Origin of the sequence: Streptomyces sp. NPDC005262, assembly GCF_042872425.1 — a bacterium.
Taxonomy (GTDB): domain Bacteria; phylum Actinomycetota; class Actinomycetes; order Streptomycetales; family Streptomycetaceae; genus Streptomyces.
Map to the genome: position 1 here is coordinate 390,806 of NZ_JBIAKK010000001.1, position 19,343 is coordinate 410,148.

Genomic DNA, 19,343 nt, shown 5'->3' on the forward strand with positions numbered 1-19,343 from the left:
GGTTACTTGACCGCGACCTGCGAGATGTCGAGTACACCGGTCCAGTCGCTGATGACGACGTTCTTGATGGACTCGCCGTACAGGCGCTTGTAGACGGGGTGGAACAGCGGCACGGTCACCGCCTGCTCACCGATCTTCTTGTCGAGTGCGCCCCAGCGCTTCGCGGCCGCACTCAGGTCGGTCAGCTTGTTGATCTCGTCGATCTCCTTGTTGACGGAGGCGTCGTCGAGCTGGGAGGCGTTGAAGTTGTAGCCGTCCTTGACGATCTGGCGTCCGTCGAAGATCGGTGCGAGGAACGGACCGCCGGACGGCCAGTCGGCGCCCCAGCCGGTGAGGAAGAAGCCGGGCTCGCTCTTCACGTTGTAGATCTTGTCCGAGTACGCGTTGGACTCCAGGCCCTGGAGCTTGACCGTGATCCCGGCCTTCTTCAGCGCCTCCTGGATCGCGGTGGCGATCTCCGGGCTGGTGGCGAAGTTCTTGTCGTTGGAGTGCGTGAGGGTGATGGTCAGGCCCTTGGCGTAACCGGCCTCCTTCAGCAGCTCCTTGGCCTTGGCCGCGTCGCCCGTCCTGCCGGCCGGGAAGGCGTCGTACGCGTTGTAGCCGAAGGAGGCCTGCTCCGGCAGGAAGGTGGTGGCGGGCTCGGCGAGCGAGGAACCGCCGTCCGCGTTGACGACCGAGGTGCGGTCGACGGCGTACGAGATCGCCTGGCGCACCTTCGGGTCGTCGAACGGCTTCACCTTCGGGTTGAAGGCGATGTAGTTCGTGTAGCCGAAGTGGCCGGTGCCGACACGGGCGGCGAGCTTCTTGTCGCCGGTGACCTTGGCGAGCTCGGCGGGGCCGAGGTTGGTGTCGGTGGTGACTGCGGCGGCGTCGGCGCCGCGGGAGGCGGACAGCCGCTGGTTGATGACGGCCGAGTCGAGCCCGGAGCGCACGTCGATCCGGTCCGGGTACGCCTTGCGCTCCTCGTCGGTCGCGGCCGACCAGAACTTGTTGCGTTCCAGGACGAGGCGCTCGCCGTCGCCCTCGTTCTTGACGACCTTGTACGGACCCGAGGAGATGGGGTGGTTCTCGTACTTCGTGCCGGTGTCCTTGGCCTTCGGTACGGGGGTCGTCTGGGTCTGCGTCGCCAGGTAGGGGAACTCGCCCTCCGGCTTGTTGAGGTGGAAGACGATCGTCTTCGCGTCGGGCGTCTCGATCGAGGCGAGGCCCTTCTTGTCCTTGTACGGACCCCGGTAGTCGGCGCCGCCGATCAGCCAGTCGCGCAGATAGGGCGCACCGCCGGAGAGCTCGGCGGCGAAGGAGCGCTCGATGCCGTACTTGATGTCGGCGCTCGTGATCGCGGTGCCGTCCTCGTACTTCAGGCCGTCCTTGAGCGTGTACGTCCAGACGGTGGCGTTCTTGCTGGGTGTGCCCAGGTCGGTCGCCAGGTCGGGGACGACCTTCGCGCCGGCCGCGCCGGCCTCCCGGTTGCGGGTGGTCAGCGTACGGAAGACCAGGGACGGGACGTTGCCGCCGCCGGAGGTGTAGAGCCGTGCGGGGTCGAAGTCCTCCTGCGTGGCCCTGTTGAGGACGGTGAGCGTGCCGCCCTTGGCGGGCTTGCCCGCTGCGCCGGAGCCGGCGTCGCCGCCCTTGCTGTCCTGGGGCCCGCACGCGGCGGCGCCCGAACCCACGACGAGAACCACGACGGCCGCTGCCACGCGGCGCGATATGACGGACGGTTGACGCATCGGAAGATGACCTCTCGGAGTGCTGCTTGCGGTGAAAATCGGATGGTGGGTCCGTGCAGGCTGCAGCGAGGGTGGGGTGGAACGACCGGCCGGAAAGCGAAAAGGGGACCGGAACACCGAAACTGCCGCGCCTGCGGACGTGAGAACGCCGGGGCGCGACAGTCGGGAAGGGTCGTTCGGACCGAGACCAGGGCTCGGAGAAGAGGGCCGACGCGCGCTCAGGCAGGTGTCAGCAACAGTGAATGTCGGCGACGCTGTGCCCGGTCACGCCGATGAGCACCAGCACGATGGCGGCGCATTCGGAAGTGACAAGGCTGCGTGACATGCCGAGAAATATGCGGGACCGCATCGGCGATGTCAACGTCGGACGAGACGCCGGTCTCAGATACTGGACAGCGTTTCGGACAGCTGTCCTCCCGGCCCGGGCACAGACCTCAGCGCGGGCCGATCAAGGAGTGGCCGGGCAGAACCGGACCGACGTCCCGCCACGGCTCAACCGGCCGGGTAGACCCAGGGGTTGGGGCGGCACTTGATCCCATCGATGTCCAGGGACTTGGTCTGCTGCTGCATCACCGGGGCCGGCGCACCCGGCGTGCGGCACGTCACATGGTCGTGCCCCAGCCGGTGGCCGACCTCATGGTTGATCAGCATCTGGCGGTAGGCGAAGAGCTTCCCGGGGCCGAACGTCGACGACCCCTGCGCCCAGCGATAGGCGTTGATCATCACGCGCTCGGTCGCCGCGGAATCGCACGAGACATTGTCCTCGGTCGTGTCGAGGCCCGACTTCTTGCACCAGTCGCCGGTGGTCCCCGGGCTGGCCAGCGTGATCACGAAGTCGGGGTCACCCGAAGAGATCCGCTCGAAAGTCATGGCACCGTCGTGTGCCCAACTCCGGTCGTCATTGAGGGTTTTCTGAACGGCGTCGGCAAACAGTCCGGCATCGAGGCCGAGACCCTTCTCGACATCGATCCGATAGCGGTACTTGTGCCCGCGGCCCGGCGCCTTCGCTCCGCCCGGGACCACCTCGAAATGCCCGGAACCTCGGAGGTCCGGGGCGAGCGGATAGCCCTTGGCCATCTTCTGCCCGTACGAAAGGGCCTTGACCGCGGCCGGTGCGGGCGTCGGCCGGTCGTCCGAGCGGGAGGAGACGTCGTGGCCACCGTCCCGGTCCACACCCGTCGGCGCGGCGGCACCGGCACGCACCCCACCGCCGTCATGGGCGACCTGCCCCGCGACGACGACCGCGAGCACGGTGGTCACCGCGGCGGCCGCAATGCCGGTGAAGGTACGGCCCTTGGTGCCCTTGCCGTCCTTGGGGTCCGGGGCGGCGCCCGGCGCCGCATCCCTGTCCCCGCCGGGGGGCCGCTCGTCCCACTCGACGACCGGGCCGAACGGATCGGCCGGCGGGGCGGACGGAGAACGCGGTGCGGGTGGCGTGAGCGATGCGGGTGACACGTCGAAGGCGTCGACGAACTCCCGTCGCGGCCCCGGTATCAGCGGCCGCTCACCGGCCGTCCGCTGCTGGGAAATCGGCTGAGGACGCTGTGGCATCGGCGTCCGCTGAACCGTGGACTGCTGCGGGGAGACCGGCCGAGGCACCTCCGGTCGTCGCCCCTGGCCACCGGCATCGGTCCGGGCCGGGATCTGCCAGTCGCCGTACCGCTGCCTCGTTCCCGCCCCCCAGCCACCACCCGGTTCACGCAGTTCGGGATGGCCGCCGCGCACCTGCGGGACCCCCTGGAACGGGGTGTGCCCGTCCGTACCGGGCGGCGTGTCGGCCGCTCTTCTGCGCCGTCCGTTGCCGGGCTCCGGCCGTACCCCCTCACGACCGCCCACCGCCTTCGCGGCGGCGTCGCTCTCGGGTCCCTTGGGTGAAGGGCCCTTTCGGCTATGTCGTCCCACGCCCCGGATCAGCTCCCGCCGCGTTCGTCGAGCAACTCCCGGAACGCCTGGGCGACCGCCTCCGGGTACTCCATCATCGCCACGTGCCCGGCATCGGGCAGTGTCAGCAGCCGCGAATCGCGGAAGGCCGCGGACGCCCTGCGTGCCATCCGGTACGAGACGAGCTGGTCCCGTCCGCCGTACACGAGCTGGGTCGGGGCGAGCACACGCTCGGCCTGGCGCCACAGCCCGTGCTGACCGCCCAGCGTGTAGGCATCGACAATGCCACGTGCCGAGCGCGTCATCGCGTCCCAGAAGTACGGCAGCTCCAGCCGTCGCTCCATTTCGGCCACCGCATCGCGGAAGCCTTCCTCGGAGACACGTGCCGGATCGCCGTAACAGAGTGCCATGACTCCGCGGGTGCGTTCTTCCGCGGTCCAGTCCTTGCTGAGCCGGGAGAACAGGGAAGCGACACCCGGAACTGCGAGCAGAGCGGTCGGTACGGCGGGCCACTGCACCCGGATCTCGGGCAATGCGGGCGAGACCAGGGTGAGCGTGCGCACCAGATCCGGCCGGACGGCCGCGACCCGGGTGGCCACTGCACCACCGAGTGAATTGCCGAAGAGATGAACGGGCCCGCTCTCCCCCGCGTCGAGCAGCCGGATCACCGCGCGGGCGTGCCCGGTGACCGAGTAGTTGCCGTCGTCCGGCGGCGGGGAGTCCCCGAAGCCCGGCAGGTCGACCGCCTCGCCGTCCACCACGTCCTGGAGCAACGCCATCAGCGCCGACCAGTTCTGCGAGGAGCCGCCGAGCCCGTGCACATAGAGCGCGGGCGGCAGTCCGGACCGCTCCGGCGGGCGGGCGCGGACGTTCAGCGTCAGTCCGGGCAGCGCGACGGAGCGCAGCTTCTCCCCTTCCGCGACCCGGACGGGGCTCACCGTGGGGGCCACCGCGGCGGCGGCGGCGCGGGCTCCCGGCAGCTCGGTCGAAGACATGCGCCAATGTTACGAGACGATCACACCGTGGTTCGTGTGTTCGCCGTCACAGATCGCATAGCGCCATGAAGGGGTAGCTCCTACGCTCGAAGCTAAGGAAGGGAGTCACCATGACGGTCGACCCCAGCGACCCGGAGACCTTCGAAGACGTTCAGCCGGACGAACCGGACCAGGAGACGCCCGAGGCGGATGCCGTCGAGCAGCACGCCGACCTCCAGCCGAAGAGCGACGATCCGTTGACCGACATCGACCGGGCCACCGCAAATGAGGCAGATGCTGCCGAGCAGCACCGTGTTGTCGCGCAGGACGAAGACGATTACCGCTGATACATCCCTATTTTCGGTGCGGTTCCAAGAATCTGTGGCTACCGCAGCGGTCCGGTCCGTGAAATTCTGCGTCCGCGCCGCGCGCACCCGGGTTACTCAAAAGTACGATGGGCGAACGGCGCAGCGCGTACGCAACGGCTGCGTTCGATCACAAATTTGGGAGGCGGCGTGACAGCCATCGAGCAGACAGAGGCGGCACGCCCACGGGGCACTCGCCTGCCTCGCCGCGCCCGACGCAACCAGCTGCTGGGCGCCGCGCAGGAGGTCTTCGTCGCGCAGGGCTACCACTCCGCCGCGATGGACGACATCGCGGAGCGGGCCGGTGTCAGCAAGCCGGTGCTCTACCAGCACTTCCCGGGCAAGCTGGAGCTCTATCTGGCACTGCTCGACCAGCACTGCGAGTCGCTGCTGCAGGCGGTCCGTACGGCGCTGGCGTCCACGACGGACAACAAGCTGCGTGTCGCCGCGACGATGGACGCCTACTTCGCGTACGTCGAGGACGAGGGCGGCGCCTTCCGACTGGTCTTCGAGTCGGACCTGACGAACGAGCCCGCGGTACGCGAGCGGGTCGACCGGGTCTCGCTGCAGTGCGCCGAGGCGATCTCCGACGTCATCGCGGGTGATACGGGGCTGTCCAAGGACGAGTCGATGCTGCTCGCGGTGGGTCTGGGCGGTGTCTCCCAGGTGGTCGCCCGGTACTGGCTGTCCAGCCAGTCGGCGATCCCGCGCGACACGGCGGTGCAGCTCCTCACCTCGCTGGCCTGGCGCGGCATCGCCGGGTTCCCGCTGCACGGCATCGATCAGCACTGACCGTCCGGCCTTGTTCGCTGCGGGCGTGGCCCGCCGACCCCTGACAGCTCCCCTCACCGGGCTAATGTGTGGTTCGTACGGCGCGGCTCACGCGCAGAGGACTGACCGTCGGAGGGACATAGCCGTGGAGGTCAAGATCGGCGTGCAGCACGCACCCCGGGAGATCGTTCTGGAGAGCGGGCTTTCCGCCGAGGAGGTCGAGAGCGCGGTCGCCGAGGCTCTCACCGGCAAGGCGCAGCTGCTCAGCCTCACGGACGACAAGGGCCGCAAGGTCCTGGTGCCGGCCGACCGGGTCGCCTACGTGGAGATCGGCGAGCCGAGCACGCGGCGGGTCGGGTTCGGCGCGCTGTAGGAGCACGCTCGACGCAAGGCGGTGAGAAGCGGCCCGGCGGGGATTCCCGCCGGGCCGCTTCGTCGTTTCCCGCTGCTCACGGCCCCTGGCACCTGTGCGACACCTGTGCGAAAAATCTCGCAGGAGGGTTGCATTCCGCGGCCCACGGGTAGGACCGCCTACGACCGATTTGCCCCCACAGCTCCACGAGCAGGGGATATCCCCCTCCGCAACCCGCGAGGTGAACGTCTGTGATCTGGGAATCCCTCGGTTCCGTCGTGCTCGGACTCGCCCTCTCCTGGGCGGCGCTCCGTTCGCTGCCGGCTCGGCTCCCGTCCCGCCGTACCGTCTTCGCCACCGGCGCTCTGGGTGCCTTGTTCGGCGCGTATCTGACACATTCGGTGCTCGGGCCGGACCATGTCCTGGCCACCCTGATCGGCGCGGTGCTGATCGGGGCGGTGACGCTCTCCCTGCTGCTCCGTCCGGGCAGCCGCCGCCTGAGCCGATCAGCGGCGGCCTGACCTCGTACGGGACCGGCCGGCAGCGGCCGGGATCAGGCAGCCAGTCCGAGCGCGGCCATCCGCTTGGTGTGCGCCTCGGTGATCCGCGAGAACATCCGGCCGACCTCCGCCAGGTCGAATCCGTCGGCCACCCCGCCGACCAGCATCGTCGACAGCGCGTCACGGTCGGCGACCACCCGCTGGGCCTGCGACAGCGCCTCGCCCATCAGACGGCGGGCCCACAGTGCGAGCCGGCCGCCGACACGCGGGTCGGCCTCGATCGCGGCACGCACCTTCTCGACGGCGAAGTTGCCGTGGCCCGTGTCGTCGAGCACAGCGAGGACGAGCGAGCGGGTGTCCGAGTCGAGGCGGGCGGCCACCTCGCGGTAGAAGTCACTCGCGATCGAGTCGCCGACGTACGCCTTGACCAGGCCCTCGAGCCAGTCCGACGGGGCGGTCTGCCGATGGAAGTCGTCGAGCGCCTTCGCGAAAGGCTCCATCGCGGCGGTCGGCTCCGTGTCGATCGCCGTCAGCCGGTCCGTCAACCGCTCGAAGTGATGGAATTCGGCCGACGCCATCTTCGCCAGCTCCGCCTTGTCGGCCAGCGTCGGCGCGAGTTTGGCGTCCTCGGCGAGCCGCTCGAAGGCCGCCAGCTCTCCGTATGCGAGCGCCCCCAGCAGATCCACGACCGCGGCGCGGTACTGCGGTTCCGCCGATGCGGTGGCCCAGTCCTGGGCGGCGATTCCGGTGGGTGCGGGGGCTTCAGTGGCGTTGTCAGGCGTCTCCATGAAGCGCAGAATAGCCCGCCCGACAGAGGGTGGAAGGGCCTGGTCAGCCACCGACATCACACCGTTCCGATGAATTCGCCCAACACACATGCGCGAATCCGGGGTACAGTGATATTGCGCCGAGAGAGCATTTTGTATGTGCCGGTGGCGCGAAATGAATGAGGATGCCCGGTCGGTGGCCCGATCGGCTCCGACCCGACAGCCCTCCACGCGGGGCGTACGACACGTGCGACCGCAGATGAGGGGCCCCCTCAGCGGCACGAGCGCTCGAGCGACGGCAGTGGTCCCGCGCCACCCGGCCCATCCACGGCCGGATGACCAACCCCGGCACGGTACGACCCTCAGCGTTCGCCTCGGACCGCGTCTCACAGAAGAGGCAGCACCCTGACTACGTTCCGAGACCTCGGGATTCTTCCCGAGACGGCCGAGGCCCTTGAGGCCGTCGGCATTGTGTCCCCGTTCCCCATCCAGGAGATGACGCTCCCCGTCGCACTCTCCGGCTCCGACGTGATCGGACAGGCCAAGACCGGTACCGGCAAGACGCTCGGTTTCGGTCTTCCGCTGCTGGAGCGCGTCACCGTCCCCGCGGACGTCGAGGCAGGCCGGGCCCAGCCCGAGCAGCTGACCGAGGCTCCGCAGGCACTGGTCGTCGTCCCCACCCGTGAGCTCTGCCAGCAGGTCACCAACGACCTGCTGACGGCCGGCAAGGTGCGTAACGTCCGCGTTCTCGCCATCTACGGCGGCCGTGCGTACGAACCCCAGGTCGAAGCCCTGAAGAAGGGCGTCGACGTGATTGTCGGCACCCCGGGGCGACTGCTCGACCTGGCAGGACAGCGCAAGCTCGACCTGTCGCACGTGCGCTCGCTCGTTCTCGACGAGGCCGACGAGATGCTCGACCTGGGCTTCCTGCCCGACGTCGAGAAGATCATCACGATGCTTCCGCCCAAGCGCCAGACCATGCTGTTCTCGGCGACCATGCCGGGTGCGGTCATCGGCCTCGCGCGGCGTTACATGTCGCAGCCGACGCACATCCGTGCCACCTCGCCCGACGGCGAGGGCGCGACCGTCGCGAACATCTCGCAGCACGTCTTCCGGGCCCACTCGATGGACAAGCCCGAGATGGTCGCGCGCATCCTGCAGGCCAACGGCCGCGGACTCGCGATGATCTTCTGCCGTACGAAGCGGACGGCCGCCGACATCGCCGAGCAGCTGGAGAAGCGCGGTTTCGCGTCCGGCGCGGTCCATGGCGACCTCGGCCAGGGCGCCCGTGAGCAGGCGCTGCGCGCGTTCCGCAACGGCAAGGTGGACGTGCTGGTCTGCACCGATGTCGCAGCCCGCGGTATCGACGTCGAAGGCGTCACGCACGTCATCAACTACCAGTCGCCGGAGGACGAGAAGACGTACCTCCACCGCATCGGCCGGACCGGCCGTGCCGGTGCCAAGGGCATCGCGATCACGCTGGTCGACTGGGACGACATCCCGCGCTGGCAGCTGATCAACAAGGCACTGGACCTGAAGTTCCCCGACCCGGTCGAGACGTACTCCACGTCGCCGCACCTCTTCGAGGAGCTCGACATCCCGGCCGGCACCAAGGGTGTGCTGCCGCGCACCGAGCGGACCCGTGCGGGTCTTCGGGCCGAGGAGATCGAGGACCTGGGCGAGACGGGCGGCCGTGGCCGCAAGTCGTCCGCCGCGTCCTCCGCGTCCTCGGCGCCTGCGGCAACCGAGGAGCGGGCCCCGCGTACACCGCGTCAGCGTCGTCGTACCCGGGGCGGGTCCTCGGTCGCGGACGGCGCCGCCGCTGTGGTGCCGGCGCCGGCCTCGGAGGCCGTGTCGGTTGCTGACGCGCCGGCCGAGCCGCGTACGCCGCGTCGCCGTCGTCGTACCCGTGTCGGGGCCCCGGATGTCGCGGCCGAGGCCGCGGTCACCGTGACGGAGGCTCCGGCCGCCGTTGTCGAGGCACCCGTGAAGGTCGAGGCGGAGCCGGTGGCCGAGGCCAAGCCGCGTCGTCGCCGGGCTCGCGTCGTCGCCAAGCCGGCGGACGAGGTCGACTTCCAGATCGCGCCGATCGCCGAACCGATGCCGGAGGTCAAGGCGGTCACCAAGCCGCGTCGTCGCGCCCGGGTCGTCGCCAAGCCGGCGGCGGACGAGGTCGACTTCCAGATCGCGCCGATCGCCGAACCGGTACCGGAGAGCAAGCCGCGCCGGCGGACGCGGGCTGCGGCGAAGCCGAAGGCGGAGACCGTGGTGGAGGCTCCGGTCGCCGAGGGCGAGGCGAAGCCGCGGCGTCGCCGGGCGCGGGCGGCCACCACCGAGGGCTGATCGCACCAGGTCGGTCGATCCGGGGCTCCGCCCCGGACGCTTGAACTGCCGGACGGGCTTGAGGGCAACCTCAAGCCCGTCCGGCGTTTGAGTGCACCCGATTCAGCCCGTGCGGCGTTCGAGGACATAGCCTCTTTCCATGAGTCGGCCGCACACCTTCACCCCGCCTCCCTGCGCCCGCGTCCACCCGCTGCGTACCGCGCGCGGGGACTTTGCCGTGCTGGAAGCCCTGCCACCCGCCGAACCGCGCGGCACCGCCCTCCTGTTGCCCGGTTACATGGGCAGCAAGGAGGACTTCATCGCGCTCCTCGAACCGCTCGCCACCGCCGGGTACCGCATCGTCGCCGTCGACGGGCGCGGACAGTACGAGACCGAGGGCACGGACCGTCAGGAGACTTACGTTCAGGGCGAGTTGGCTCGCGACGTACTCGCACAGGCCGCGGCGCTCGAAGTCGGCGGTGACGGCGCCGTGCATCTGCTCGGGCATTCGCTCGGCGGCCAGATCGCCCGCGCCGCCGTGCTGCTCGACGCCTCGCCGTTCCGTTCGCTGACGCTGATGTCCTCGGGTCCTGCCCAGGTCACGGAGGCCCAGCAGCTCAAGGTGAAGATGCTCAGCGACGCGCTCGCGACGCTGAGCATGGCCGACGTGTGGGAAGCGATGTGTGCCCTCGACCCGCCGGAGGACGCGGCCACGGACGGCGAGGGCCTGCGCCGGCGCTGGCTGCGGCACCGGGCCGCCCAGCTGATCGCCACCGGGCGGCAGCTGGTGACCGAGCCGGACCGGGTGGCCGAACTCGCCGCCGTACCGCTGCCCGTCCATGTGCTGTCCGGTGAGCGCGACGACACCTGGCCGGTGCCCCTGCTCGACACGATGGCGCAGCGCCTCGGCGCGCACCGCACCCGGATCGCGGGCGCCGAACACTCCCCCAACACGGACCGCCCGGAGCAGACCGCTGCCGCGCTCGCCGCCTTCTGGGACGGCGCGTAGCTCAGTACTGCGCCTGCAGGTGCTGCCAGAAGCCGTCGCGCAGCGCCCGCCGCAGGTGGGCGTGGCCGCGCAGCGAGTGCTGGAGGAGCCGTTCGGCCTCGACCAGCAGGTCCTGGTCGACGGAGCCCGGCAGGTAGGGGTGTCCTGGCAGCAGATCGGCGAGGGACTCACGACCGCGGGCGGCGAGCCAGGCCGCGGCGATCTGCGCACCGACGAAGCGGACGTCGTCGCGCGAGGGGGCCGGAGTGTCGTCCTCGTACGTGGTGACGGGGCGTCTGGTGACGTACGGCCGGCAGAAGTCGAGGTCGAAGGTGCGCTGGCTGTCCACCTCCCAGAGCAGCGGCTCGGCCTGGTTGCGGCCTTCTCCGGCCTCGATGCCCCACAGGTGGACCCGGGCCCCGTACCCCTGCGCCGCCTCGACCGCCGACACCAGGTCCTCGTCGCCGCCGACGAGCGCCGCGTCACTGATGGCGCGGTGCCGGGCGAGCGATTCGAGGTCGGTGCGGATGAGTGAGTCGACGCCCTTCTGCTGGTTGTTGGCGTTGAGGTTGCCGAGTCTGACCTTGACGTCGGGAAGTTCGGCGATGGACTGCTGCTCGACGGTGTGGATCCGGCGCCTGGCCCCGTCGTACCAGTACACGCGCAGGAGTCTGCTGTCCGCGAAGATCGTGCGGGCCTTGTCGATGAACGCCTCGATCAGCCCTTCCGCGTCGAGGTCGAAGGAGCGCCGGTCCTCGGTGCCGGTGACGAGCAGCCCGGCCGCCGCGTACACATAGCCCGCGTCCACGAAGATCGCGTGGGTCGAAGGGGTCTTCGACACCTCGGCGAGCATGCGTTTGAGCAGCTCGTTGGTGCGGTCCAGGCGCTCGCCGATCTCTGCGATCTCTGCCTCGCTCATACGGACCTCATCGTCCGCGCACGACCCGTTACCCACTGGTACTTAGACATCCAAAAAATTTCCTTAGCGTAGGGAATGTTTGCAGAGAGCATGCCGTTGTACACCATGTGGAGCACGAGACACCGATGTCTGGTGCTCCACATCCTTGCGGACGGACCATCCGTCCTCCCAGTAGTTCTCCAGCAGGAGGATCAGACGAAGGGAAGCCATATGCGCTTCGAGATCATGCGACTCGACGATGTCGACGGTACCGCCGTGGACAGCACCGTCGTGGACGCCGCCTCCGTCAACCGGATCGTGCAGCAGGCCGCCGCGACAGGCCAGCGCATCTACATCCGCCCGGCCGAGACCTCGGCTTCGTAACACCTGACGACGCACAAAGACGAAGCGCCCCCGTACGGACTGTCCGTACGGGGGCGCTGTGGCATGTGCGGGCGCCGTCAGGAGCCCTGGATGACCTGGGTGATCCCGTTGATGATCTGCTGGACGGCGATGGCGGAGAGCATCATGCCGGCAAGCCTCGTCACCAGCACGACACCGCCGTCCTTGATCACACGGATGATCAGCAGCGAATAGCGCATGGCCAGCCAGAGCACGACATGCATGGCGACGATCGCCGTCCAGACCGAGATCTGCGTGGCGAAGCTGTCGGCGTGCTGCACCGCCAGGATCACCGACACGATCGCCCCGGGTCCGGCGAGCAGCGGCATGCCCAGCGGTACGAGCGCCACGTTGACGTCCTTCGTCTGCGTCGGCTCGTCGGTCTTGCCGGTCAGCAGATCGAGCGCGATCAGCAGCAGAAGCAGTCCGCCCGCGATCATCAGGGCGGGGACGGAGACATGCAGGTAGTCGAGGATCTGCTGGCCGAGCACGCCGAAGACGGCGATCACGCCGAAGGCGACCGCAACCGCCTGGAACGCCATCCGGCGCTGGATCTTGGCGGGCCGTCCGGCGGTCAGGGCGAGAAATATCGGGGTGATCCCGGGCGGATCCATGATCACAAAAAGCGTGAGAAAAAGGGATCCGAAGACAGCGACGTCGAACACAGTGAAGCCTTGCGAGAAGAGAGCGGGTCGAAACAGGACATACGCAGCCCAGGGCCAGGTCCGGCCGGGCACGCGAAGAGAGGGGGGTGACGTACGCGACGTACGCGGGAAGCAGTGAAGTGCGCGAGCGCGCGGGCGGGAAGCTACGCGGGGCGGGGTCCGCCGGCACCCGGCACCGGGAAGGCTCCCGTGGCGCGCCGGGTGATCTCGCCGTAGATCTCCGGGTCGGTGGTGTATTCGCCGAGCCGTACGGTCTTCCGGCTGCCGTGGTAGTCGCTGGAACCGGTGGCCAGCAGCCCCAGTTCCTTGGCGAGCCCACGCAGCCGGGCCCTGGTCGGCTCGTCATGGTCCATGTGGTCGACCTCGATGCCGTCGAGGCCTGCCGCGGCGAACCGGGCTATCGATGCCTCGGGCACCACCTCACCGCGCTTGACGGCGAGCGGGTGGGCGAAGACGGTGACGCCGCCGGCGGCCTTGACCAGCCGGATCGCGTCGAAGGGGTCGAGTTCGTGCTTCTCTGCGTACGCGCGTCCACCGTTGGCGAGCCACTCGGGGGTGAAGGCGTCGGAGACGGTCTCGACGACACCGAGCTCGACGAGCGCGGTGGCGATGTGCGGCCTGCCGACCGATCCGTCGCCGGCGATCCGGGCGACCTGCTCCCACTCGACGGGAACGCCGAGCGCCTGGAGCTTGCGCACCATCGTCTGCGCGCGCGGCACCCGGTCGTCGCGGACCAGCTCGCGTTCGCGCGCCAGTTCGGGCTCGTCGGGGTCGAAGAGGTACGCGAGCATGTGCAGGCCCACGCCGTCGATCCGGCAGGAGAGCTCGGCACCGGTGACGAGAGTCAGGCCCTCGGGGAGCGCGGCGATCGCCTCGGCGTGGCCGCGGACGGTGTCGTGGTCGGTGAGAGCGACGACATCGAGCCCTGCCGCGGCGGCGTTCCGCATCAGCCCGGCAGGGGTGTCCGTGCCGTCCGACGCGGTGGAGTGGGTGTGCAGGTCGATGTGCACGACGCGTACTCCAGTGCTCTCAGCCGGACAGGGGGGACGCCCAAGGATAACCGGCATTCGAACACCGCCCGGTCACGACGGCAGGACAGCGGGCAGCGCAGCAGTGCGGCCGGGACCGTGCGCCGCGGCCTCAGGGCCGGCTGAGCAGTCGAGGGCTGAGCGCCCCGCAGGGCACCAGGTCGACCTCTCCCCCGGCGTCTCGCAGATCGGTCAGTATCAGCTCGTCGTACATGAGCAGCGCGGACTGCTCGGGCCAGACGACCGCCCACAGCCAGAGCCCGCAGGCCTCGCCCGCGAAGACCGCCCGGTCCTCGGGGGCGCTCTTGACCTGCCAGAGCGGGGTGGGCCGTCCGGCGGCCAGCACCTTGGCATTGGGCGGGCCGTCGACATGAAGGTACGGACCCGGGTCGGGGCCGTCGATCCCGGCGTAACGCGCGCCGAGGCCGACCCCGAGCTCCTCGGCGACGAGCAGCATCTCGCCCACCCCGCCGAGCGGACCGGGTCCCGAGCAGGCGACGACGGTGGCGCGGCCGCCGCTGCGGTCGTCCCCCGCGTACGCCACGCCGGTGAACAGCCAGCCGACCGGCAGCGGCCAGGGCATCCACACCGGTACCCGGGCACGGTGCACCACCACGCCGAGCGCCTCGACGCTGGGTGGGATCACCGGCTGCAACGGATACACGGCGCCGTGCACGGCGCACTGCCAGGTGTCGGCGAAAAGACCGGGCGCCCTGACCCGGCCACCGCACTTCGGGCAACTGGGTTCGCCCCTCATAGCGCCCAACGGTCCTCCCCGGCCGTCGCCGCGTCAAGGACGATCACCCGTCCGCAGCGTGGCTCCCACCAGGATAAGTAGATGTAACTTGCATTCATTAGGTTCTCTAACTTATTCTGTGTACACCGCATCGATCTATCGGAGAGCGAGAACCCACATGCCGGCAGAGGATCCATTCGATCAGGGAACCGGCAGCATCCTGCGCCAGCCCAAGGCCGTCTGGGCCACCGCGGGCGCCTCTGTCGTCGCGTTCATGGGGATCGGGCTCGTCGACCCGATCCTGCCGTCCATCGCCAAGGGACTCGATGCCACACCCAGCCAGGTCTCCCTGCTCTTCACCTCGTACTTCCTGATCACCGCGGTCGCGATGCTGGTCACCGGTTTCGTCTCCAGCCGGATCGGCGGCCGCAAGACACTCCTGGCCGGACTCGCGCTCGTCGTCGTCTTCGCCGGGCTCTCCGGCACTTCGTCGTCCGTCGCGGAACTCGTCGGCTTCCGGGCCGGCTGGGGGCTCGGCAACGCGCTCTTCGTCTCCACGGCGCTCGCCGTGATCGTCGGTGCGGCGGCCGGTGGCAGCTCGGCTGCGATCCTGCTGTACGAGTCGGCACTCGGCCTCGGCATGGCCTGCGGACCGCTGCTCGGCGCGCTGCTCGGTGACGCCAGTTGGCGCTACCCGTTCTTCGGCACCGCGGCGCTGATGGCGATCGGCTTCATCTGCATCACGGCGTTCCTGAAGGAACAGCCGAAGCCGGCCCGCAGGACCTCACTGCTCGATCCGCTCAGGGCGCTGGGTCACGGCGGACTCGCCTCGGTCGCGGCCTCGGCGTTCTTCTACAACTACGCGTTCTTCACGATCCTGGCGTTCACCCCGTTCGTGCTGAACATGACGCCGTACAGGTCGGGCGCGGTCTTCTTCGCCTGGGGCCTGCTGCTCGCCGTCTTCTCGGTACTCGTCGCACCCCGCCTGCAGAAGCGTTTCGGCTCGCTCAAGGTGCTCGGCGGCTCGCTGGTCCTGCTCGCCGTCGACCTGCTGATCCTCGGCTACGGCAGTCACACCGCGGCGATCGTCTGCACGATCGTCTCCGGCGCCTTCATCGGCATGAACAACACCGTCTACACGGAGCTGGCGCTCGGCGTCTCGGACGCGCCGCGCCCGGTGGCGAGCGCGGGCTACAACTTCGTCCGCTGGTTCGCCGCGGCTGCCGCCCCGTATCTCGCCCCGAAGATCGAGGAGTGGAGCGACATCCACGTCCCGTTCGTGGTCGCCGCGCTCGCGGCAGTGGCCGGCGCGCTCGTCGTCCGGATCCGGCGTACCGCCCTGACCCATGAGGCGGAGGAGCTGGAGCCGAAGCACGCCACCGAGGACGGCGTCACGGTCTTCGCCAACTGACCTCCGGGTCACCCCTGTTCCGCCCCGCCCGCAGCTCTCCCTCCTGGCCGCGCGGCGGGGCTTGCCCGCATCCCGTATGACGAACGTCTCAGTCCAGGGCTACGGAGGTACGCAGCGGATCACGCAGATCCGTCCCGTGCGACAGCCACCGCTCCTGCAGCTCCTGCGCCCCGCGGACCCGCTTCCACGCCGCCTCGTTGTGCGTCATCGGCAGCAGCGGCAGGAACCGCACCGGCTCCATCGGCTCGTCCAGTTCGAGGTCCTCGACCAGGCCGCCCGACTCGGCGACCAGCACGGAGCTGAACGGCGCCCCGGGCCACAGCGGTTCACCGAGGTCCAGGGAGGCGCCGGGCGCCACGATCAACCCCTCGACCTGCGGCGAGGCGGCCAGCACCGCCAGCCCGCGGAGGACCTTGTCGGTGTCGGCGAGACCGGCCCGCACGGAGAGGACCAGCTCGGCGCGCGGCCCCTTCACCGGGTCCGCGAGGGCAGCGGTCGGGTCGGCCATCGGCTGGGCGGACATGCCGAGCGTCGCGTAGCGCACCACATCGCCGTCGACGAAACGGAGCACCTCGATCCGGTCCGTACCGAGGAACGTCACCGCGGCGCGTGCGTCCGGTTCACCGAGAGCCGTCCGGAGACGGGCCTCGACCAGAGCAAGAATTTCTCCCATGTGGCGAGCATAGAACGCGTATCGAACGGGCAAAGTAAGGGATTGGCCCTGTGTCGGCTGATAGTCTTGGCCGCTGGTCGGACAGCACGCAGAAGCGTCGCTCTCAGTTCCGACGACACGTCATCCCCCACGGGGGACCGGCTGGAGGAGGTGGGGCTGCAATGGATCGAAGTCGATCGTGCAGTACCGATCGCTCTTCCGCCCGACACCTTTCTTCGGTGATCTGAAGCCTTCTCGGTCAAGGCCCGGGGCATTGCGCACGACGGAAGAGCACTCCTTTTTTGCCTGTCTGTAGCGAACGCCGTCATCGTGCCGCCGCGGTGCCGCCCGCTTTGCGGATGTGAGCACACGTCCCCATTCCGGGCTGTTCCACGCGCCCGACGACGGCCCTCCGTGAAGGAGCCAGCCATGTCGATGATCCGTGACCTGCGCGCCGCCGTGCGCCCGTCCCTGCGCAAGACCACCGTCCTGCACAGCAATTACGACGCCACCCGTGACCCGTCCGCCTCCAGCGCGGTCGTCGACTGCGCGGTCTACCGTGACGGGCGGCGCCAGGAGAGCGGAAACTGCCTGACACCGCACGAGGCGATGCTCCGGGTACGGGAGAAGGGCGGCTTCGCCTGGATCGGTCTCCACGAGCCGACCGAGGCCGAATTCGCCGGGATCGCCCGGGAGTTCGGTCTCCACCCGCTCGCCGTCGAGGACGCCGTCCACGCCCACCAGCGGCCGAAGCTGGAACGGTACGACGACACGCTGTTCACCGTCTTCAAGACCATCCACTACGTCGAGCACACCGAGCTCACCGCGACCAGCGAGGTGGTCGAGACCGGTGAGGTGATGTGCTTCACCGGCCGGGACTTCGTCATCACCGTCCGGCACGGCGGGCACGGCTCGCTGCGTGCGCTGCGGCACCGGCTGCAGGACGACCCCGATCTGCTCGCCAAAGGGCCGTCGGCCGTTCTGCACTCCATCGCCGACCATGTCGTGGACGGCTACATCGCGGTGGCGGGCGCCGTCCAGGACGACATCGACGAGGTGGAGATCGAGGTCTTCTCCACCCCCGCGAAGGGCAGCCCGCGCGGTTCGGACGCCGGCCGGATCTACCAGCTGAAGCGTGAGGTGCTGGAGTTCAAGCGGGCCGTCTCGCCGCTGCTACGGCCGATGCAGCTGCTCAGCGAGCGGCCGATGCGGCTGGTCGACCCGGACATCCAGAAGTACTTCCGGGACGTGGCCGACCACCTGGCGCGGGTGCACGAAGAGGTCATCGGCTTCGACGAACTGCTGAACTCGATCCTGCAGGCCAACCTGGCGCAGGCGACCGTCGCCCAGAACGAGGACATGCGCAAGATCACGTCCTGGGCGGCCATCATCGCCGTGCCGACCATGATCTGCGGCGTCTACGGCATGAACTTCGACCACATGCCGGAACTACGGTGGACGTACGGCTACCCGATGGTGATGGGCGTCATCGGGGTCGTCTGCTTCTCCATCCACCGCTCGCTCAAGCGCAACGGGTGGCTCTAATAGAGTTCGGCCCATGACTGCTGCTGCCGCTGACTCGCTGCTCGGACCGGCCCTCGTCGAGGAGGCCACCAAGAAGTCCGGCCTCATCTGGGTGCGCGGCACCGGTCCCGCCCGGGCGCTGTGGCACACCTGGCACGAGGGAGCGGCCCATCTCGTCGGGGACGGCCCCGGCGAACAGCCGCTGCCGGCCGGTCTCACCGACGGGTCCACCGCCGAGGTGACCGTACGCAGCAAGGACAAGGGCGGTCGGCTGGTCGCCTGGACGGCCGCCGTGACGGAGCTCGCGCCGCACTCGGAGGAGTGGGAGGCGGCGGTCGCCGAGCTCAAGGGCAAGCGGCTGAACGCGCCGGACGCCGAGCAGATGACCGAGCGGTGGGCGCGCGAGTGCCGGGTGCTGCGGCTGACGCCCGGCGACTCCCGTACAGACCTGCCGGACACCTCGCACGCGGCGCCGCCGCTGCCGACCCCGGCGACCACCCGCCGCCCCGTGCCCGACGCGCTCCCGCGGCTGCTGCTGAAGCGCCGCCGCAAGAGCTGACGGCGGGCGGGCGGCGCTACGAGGTGGACTTGGGGAGCTGCTGCCCGTAGTCGACCGTGTCGCCCTTGGCCGGGGCCTTCAGCTCGAAGTCCAGGCCCCAGTCGGCGAGTGTGAGAATGCCTCCGCCACCGCCACGGGCGAACCGCAGCGGATACGGCGTGCCCTTCAGCGAGACGTCGAGCGCACCGCCCTCGCCCTTCCCGCCGAGGATCTGGACGGTACGGACGGAGCCCACCTTGCCGTGGTCGCCCTTGTTGACCTTGCCGTGCAGGGTGAGCATCCCGTCGAGCAGGGTCTTCATGTCCGTGAAGCCGCGCAGCTGCTTGTACGTGGGGTCGTCCTGGGGGACCTTCACGTACTTGTTCTGGAGCTTGTCCCCGGCCGCGGCACCTGCGTCACCCTTGCTGTCCGCGCCGCCCTTCCCGTCGTGGCTCCAGAAGCCGGAGTCGGCCTTCAGGTAGACCTCGTCACCGATCCGCAGCAGCTCGAATGTGCTGTTCTTCGAGGTGAGCGAGCCCGTGCCGCCGTCCTCCTTGAGCCGCATGTCGATCTTGTACGTGCCGCCCTTGCTGACCAGCGTGCCGGCCAGCCGTACCGCGTCCGCCGAGTCCGCCGCCTTCTGCGCCCGCTGCTCGATCTCCGTCGCCGAGAGTCTGCCGACGCCGTTGGTCCCCTTGTCCGGATCCTCGCTGCCGCACGCCGTCAGGGCTGCGGTCAGGCCCGCACAGAGCAGGACGGCGACAGCGGTCCGGCGGCGGGGAGCGACGGACGGGACAAAAGAGGTCACGGGCGCACTGCCTCTCATCTGCGTGTGGGGGTGG

At 69.5% G+C, this 19,343-nt stretch carries 21 protein-coding genes; 10 read left to right on the forward strand and 11 right to left on the reverse strand.

Annotation, left to right across the window (positions count from 1 at the left end; all coding sequences use genetic code 11):
- Positions 1–2 precede the first annotated feature (2 nt).
- The 4 genes from ACFYP5_RS01645 to ACFYP5_RS01660 form a co-directional block, all read right to left on the reverse strand.
- On the reverse strand, positions 3–1,727 hold the full coding sequence (locus tag ACFYP5_RS01645) for an ABC transporter substrate-binding protein (protein WP_389029123.1): 1,725 nt from the start codon (positions 1,725–1,727) through the stop codon (positions 3–5).
- A 229-nt stretch (positions 1,728–1,956) separates the two neighbouring features.
- The gene (locus ACFYP5_RS01650) at positions 1,957–2,052 is read right to left on the reverse strand and encodes an Ms4533A family Cys-rich leader peptide (RefSeq protein ID WP_389029126.1); all 96 of its coding nucleotides are present in this window, start codon (positions 2,050–2,052) and stop codon (positions 1,957–1,959) included.
- 167 nt (positions 2,053–2,219) lie between these two features.
- Positions 2,220–3,629: a DUF3152 domain-containing protein gene (locus tag ACFYP5_RS01655; protein WP_389029128.1), complete on the reverse strand. Its 1,410-nt coding sequence runs from the start codon at positions 3,627–3,629 to the stop codon at positions 2,220–2,222.
- An 8-nt stretch (positions 3,630–3,637) separates the two neighbouring features.
- A complete protein-coding gene (locus tag ACFYP5_RS01660; RefSeq protein WP_389029130.1) occupies positions 3,638–4,603 on the reverse strand; it encodes an alpha/beta fold hydrolase in 966 nt (321 codons plus the stop codon).
- Between the two features lie 110 nt (positions 4,604–4,713).
- Here ACFYP5_RS01660 and ACFYP5_RS01665 point away from each other — a divergent pair, with 110 nt between their 5' ends.
- The 4 genes from ACFYP5_RS01665 to ACFYP5_RS01680 all read left to right on the forward strand — a co-directional run bounded on the left by ACFYP5_RS01665 (position 4,714) and on the right by ACFYP5_RS01680 (position 6,591).
- Positions 4,714–4,929 carry a hypothetical protein gene (locus tag ACFYP5_RS01665; protein ID WP_389029132.1) on the forward strand — a complete coding sequence of 72 codons (216 nt, stop codon included), beginning with the start codon at positions 4,714–4,716 and terminating at the stop codon, positions 4,927–4,929.
- Between the two features lie 168 nt (positions 4,930–5,097).
- The gene (locus ACFYP5_RS01670) at positions 5,098–5,739 is read left to right on the forward strand and encodes a TetR/AcrR family transcriptional regulator (RefSeq protein WP_030915445.1); all 642 of its coding nucleotides are present in this window, start codon (positions 5,098–5,100) and stop codon (positions 5,737–5,739) included.
- 124 nt (positions 5,740–5,863) lie between these two features.
- The gene (locus ACFYP5_RS01675; RefSeq protein ID WP_030915442.1) at positions 5,864–6,091 is read left to right on the forward strand and encodes a DUF3107 domain-containing protein; all 228 of its coding nucleotides are present in this window, start codon (positions 5,864–5,866) and stop codon (positions 6,089–6,091) included.
- A 230-nt stretch (positions 6,092–6,321) separates the two neighbouring features.
- Positions 6,322–6,591: a hypothetical protein gene (locus ACFYP5_RS01680; RefSeq protein WP_389029134.1), complete on the forward strand. Its 270-nt coding sequence runs from the start codon at positions 6,322–6,324 to the stop codon at positions 6,589–6,591.
- Positions 6,592–6,623: 32 nt separating this feature from the next.
- Here ACFYP5_RS01680 and ACFYP5_RS01685 read toward each other — a convergent pair whose 3' ends face one another.
- Positions 6,624–7,358, reverse strand: coding sequence for a ferritin-like fold-containing protein (locus ACFYP5_RS01685; protein ID WP_030915437.1), 735 nt, complete (start codon positions 7,356–7,358; stop codon positions 6,624–6,626).
- Positions 7,359–7,832: 474 nt separating this feature from the next.
- On the opposite strand from ACFYP5_RS01685, the gene ACFYP5_RS01690 reads away from it, so the two are divergent.
- Positions 7,833–9,680, forward strand: a complete 1,848-nt coding sequence (locus ACFYP5_RS01690; protein WP_389029136.1) for a DEAD/DEAH box helicase — start codon at positions 7,833–7,835, stop codon at positions 9,678–9,680.
- A 139-nt stretch (positions 9,681–9,819) separates the two neighbouring features.
- A complete protein-coding gene (locus tag ACFYP5_RS01695; RefSeq protein WP_389029138.1) occupies positions 9,820–10,668 on the forward strand; it encodes an alpha/beta fold hydrolase in 849 nt (282 codons plus the stop codon).
- A gap of 1 nt (position 10,669) precedes the next feature.
- Here ACFYP5_RS01695 and ACFYP5_RS01700 read toward each other — a convergent pair whose 3' ends face one another.
- A complete protein-coding gene (locus ACFYP5_RS01700; protein ID WP_030969626.1) occupies positions 10,670–11,566 on the reverse strand; it encodes an NYN domain-containing protein in 897 nt (298 codons plus the stop codon).
- 210 nt (positions 11,567–11,776) lie between these two features.
- On the opposite strand from ACFYP5_RS01700, the gene ACFYP5_RS01705 reads away from it, so the two are divergent.
- Positions 11,777–11,929, forward strand: coding sequence for a hypothetical protein (locus tag ACFYP5_RS01705; protein WP_093772755.1), 153 nt, complete (start codon positions 11,777–11,779; stop codon positions 11,927–11,929).
- 77 nt (positions 11,930–12,006) lie between these two features.
- Here ACFYP5_RS01705 and ACFYP5_RS01710 read toward each other — a convergent pair whose 3' ends face one another.
- The 3 genes from ACFYP5_RS01710 to ACFYP5_RS01720 all read right to left on the reverse strand — a co-directional run bounded on the left by ACFYP5_RS01710 (position 12,007) and on the right by ACFYP5_RS01720 (position 14,397).
- A complete protein-coding gene (locus ACFYP5_RS01710) occupies positions 12,007–12,612 on the reverse strand; it encodes a MarC family protein (protein ID WP_352301122.1) in 606 nt (201 codons plus the stop codon).
- 143 nt (positions 12,613–12,755) lie between these two features.
- A complete protein-coding gene (locus tag ACFYP5_RS01715) occupies positions 12,756–13,622 on the reverse strand; it encodes a PHP domain-containing protein (protein WP_389029141.1) in 867 nt (288 codons plus the stop codon).
- A gap of 130 nt (positions 13,623–13,752) precedes the next feature.
- Positions 13,753–14,397, reverse strand: coding sequence for a DUF6758 family protein (locus ACFYP5_RS01720; RefSeq protein WP_389029143.1), 645 nt, complete (start codon positions 14,395–14,397; stop codon positions 13,753–13,755).
- Between the two features lie 157 nt (positions 14,398–14,554).
- Between ACFYP5_RS01720 and ACFYP5_RS01725 the strand changes: the two genes are divergently transcribed.
- The gene (locus ACFYP5_RS01725) at positions 14,555–15,787 is read left to right on the forward strand and encodes an MFS transporter (protein ID WP_389029145.1); all 1,233 of its coding nucleotides are present in this window, start codon (positions 14,555–14,557) and stop codon (positions 15,785–15,787) included.
- Between the two features lie 88 nt (positions 15,788–15,875).
- Here ACFYP5_RS01725 and ACFYP5_RS01730 read toward each other — a convergent pair whose 3' ends face one another.
- On the reverse strand, positions 15,876–16,460 hold the full coding sequence (locus ACFYP5_RS01730) for a suppressor of fused domain protein (RefSeq protein WP_354389728.1): 585 nt from the start codon (positions 16,458–16,460) through the stop codon (positions 15,876–15,878).
- Positions 16,461–16,868: 408 nt separating this feature from the next.
- Here ACFYP5_RS01730 and ACFYP5_RS01735 point away from each other — a divergent pair, with 408 nt between their 5' ends.
- Positions 16,869–17,984: a magnesium and cobalt transport protein CorA gene (locus tag ACFYP5_RS01735; protein ID WP_389029147.1), complete on the forward strand. Its 1,116-nt coding sequence runs from the start codon at positions 16,869–16,871 to the stop codon at positions 17,982–17,984.
- Between the two features lie 13 nt (positions 17,985–17,997).
- Positions 17,998–18,522 carry a hypothetical protein gene (locus ACFYP5_RS01740; RefSeq protein ID WP_389029149.1) on the forward strand — a complete coding sequence of 175 codons (525 nt, stop codon included), beginning with the start codon at positions 17,998–18,000 and terminating at the stop codon, positions 18,520–18,522.
- A 16-nt stretch (positions 18,523–18,538) separates the two neighbouring features.
- Here ACFYP5_RS01740 and ACFYP5_RS01745 read toward each other — a convergent pair whose 3' ends face one another.
- Entirely contained in the window at positions 18,539–19,309 is a 771-nt protein-coding gene (locus tag ACFYP5_RS01745) for a hypothetical protein (RefSeq protein WP_389029151.1), read from the reverse strand.
- Between the last annotated feature and the right edge of the window lie 34 nt (positions 19,310–19,343).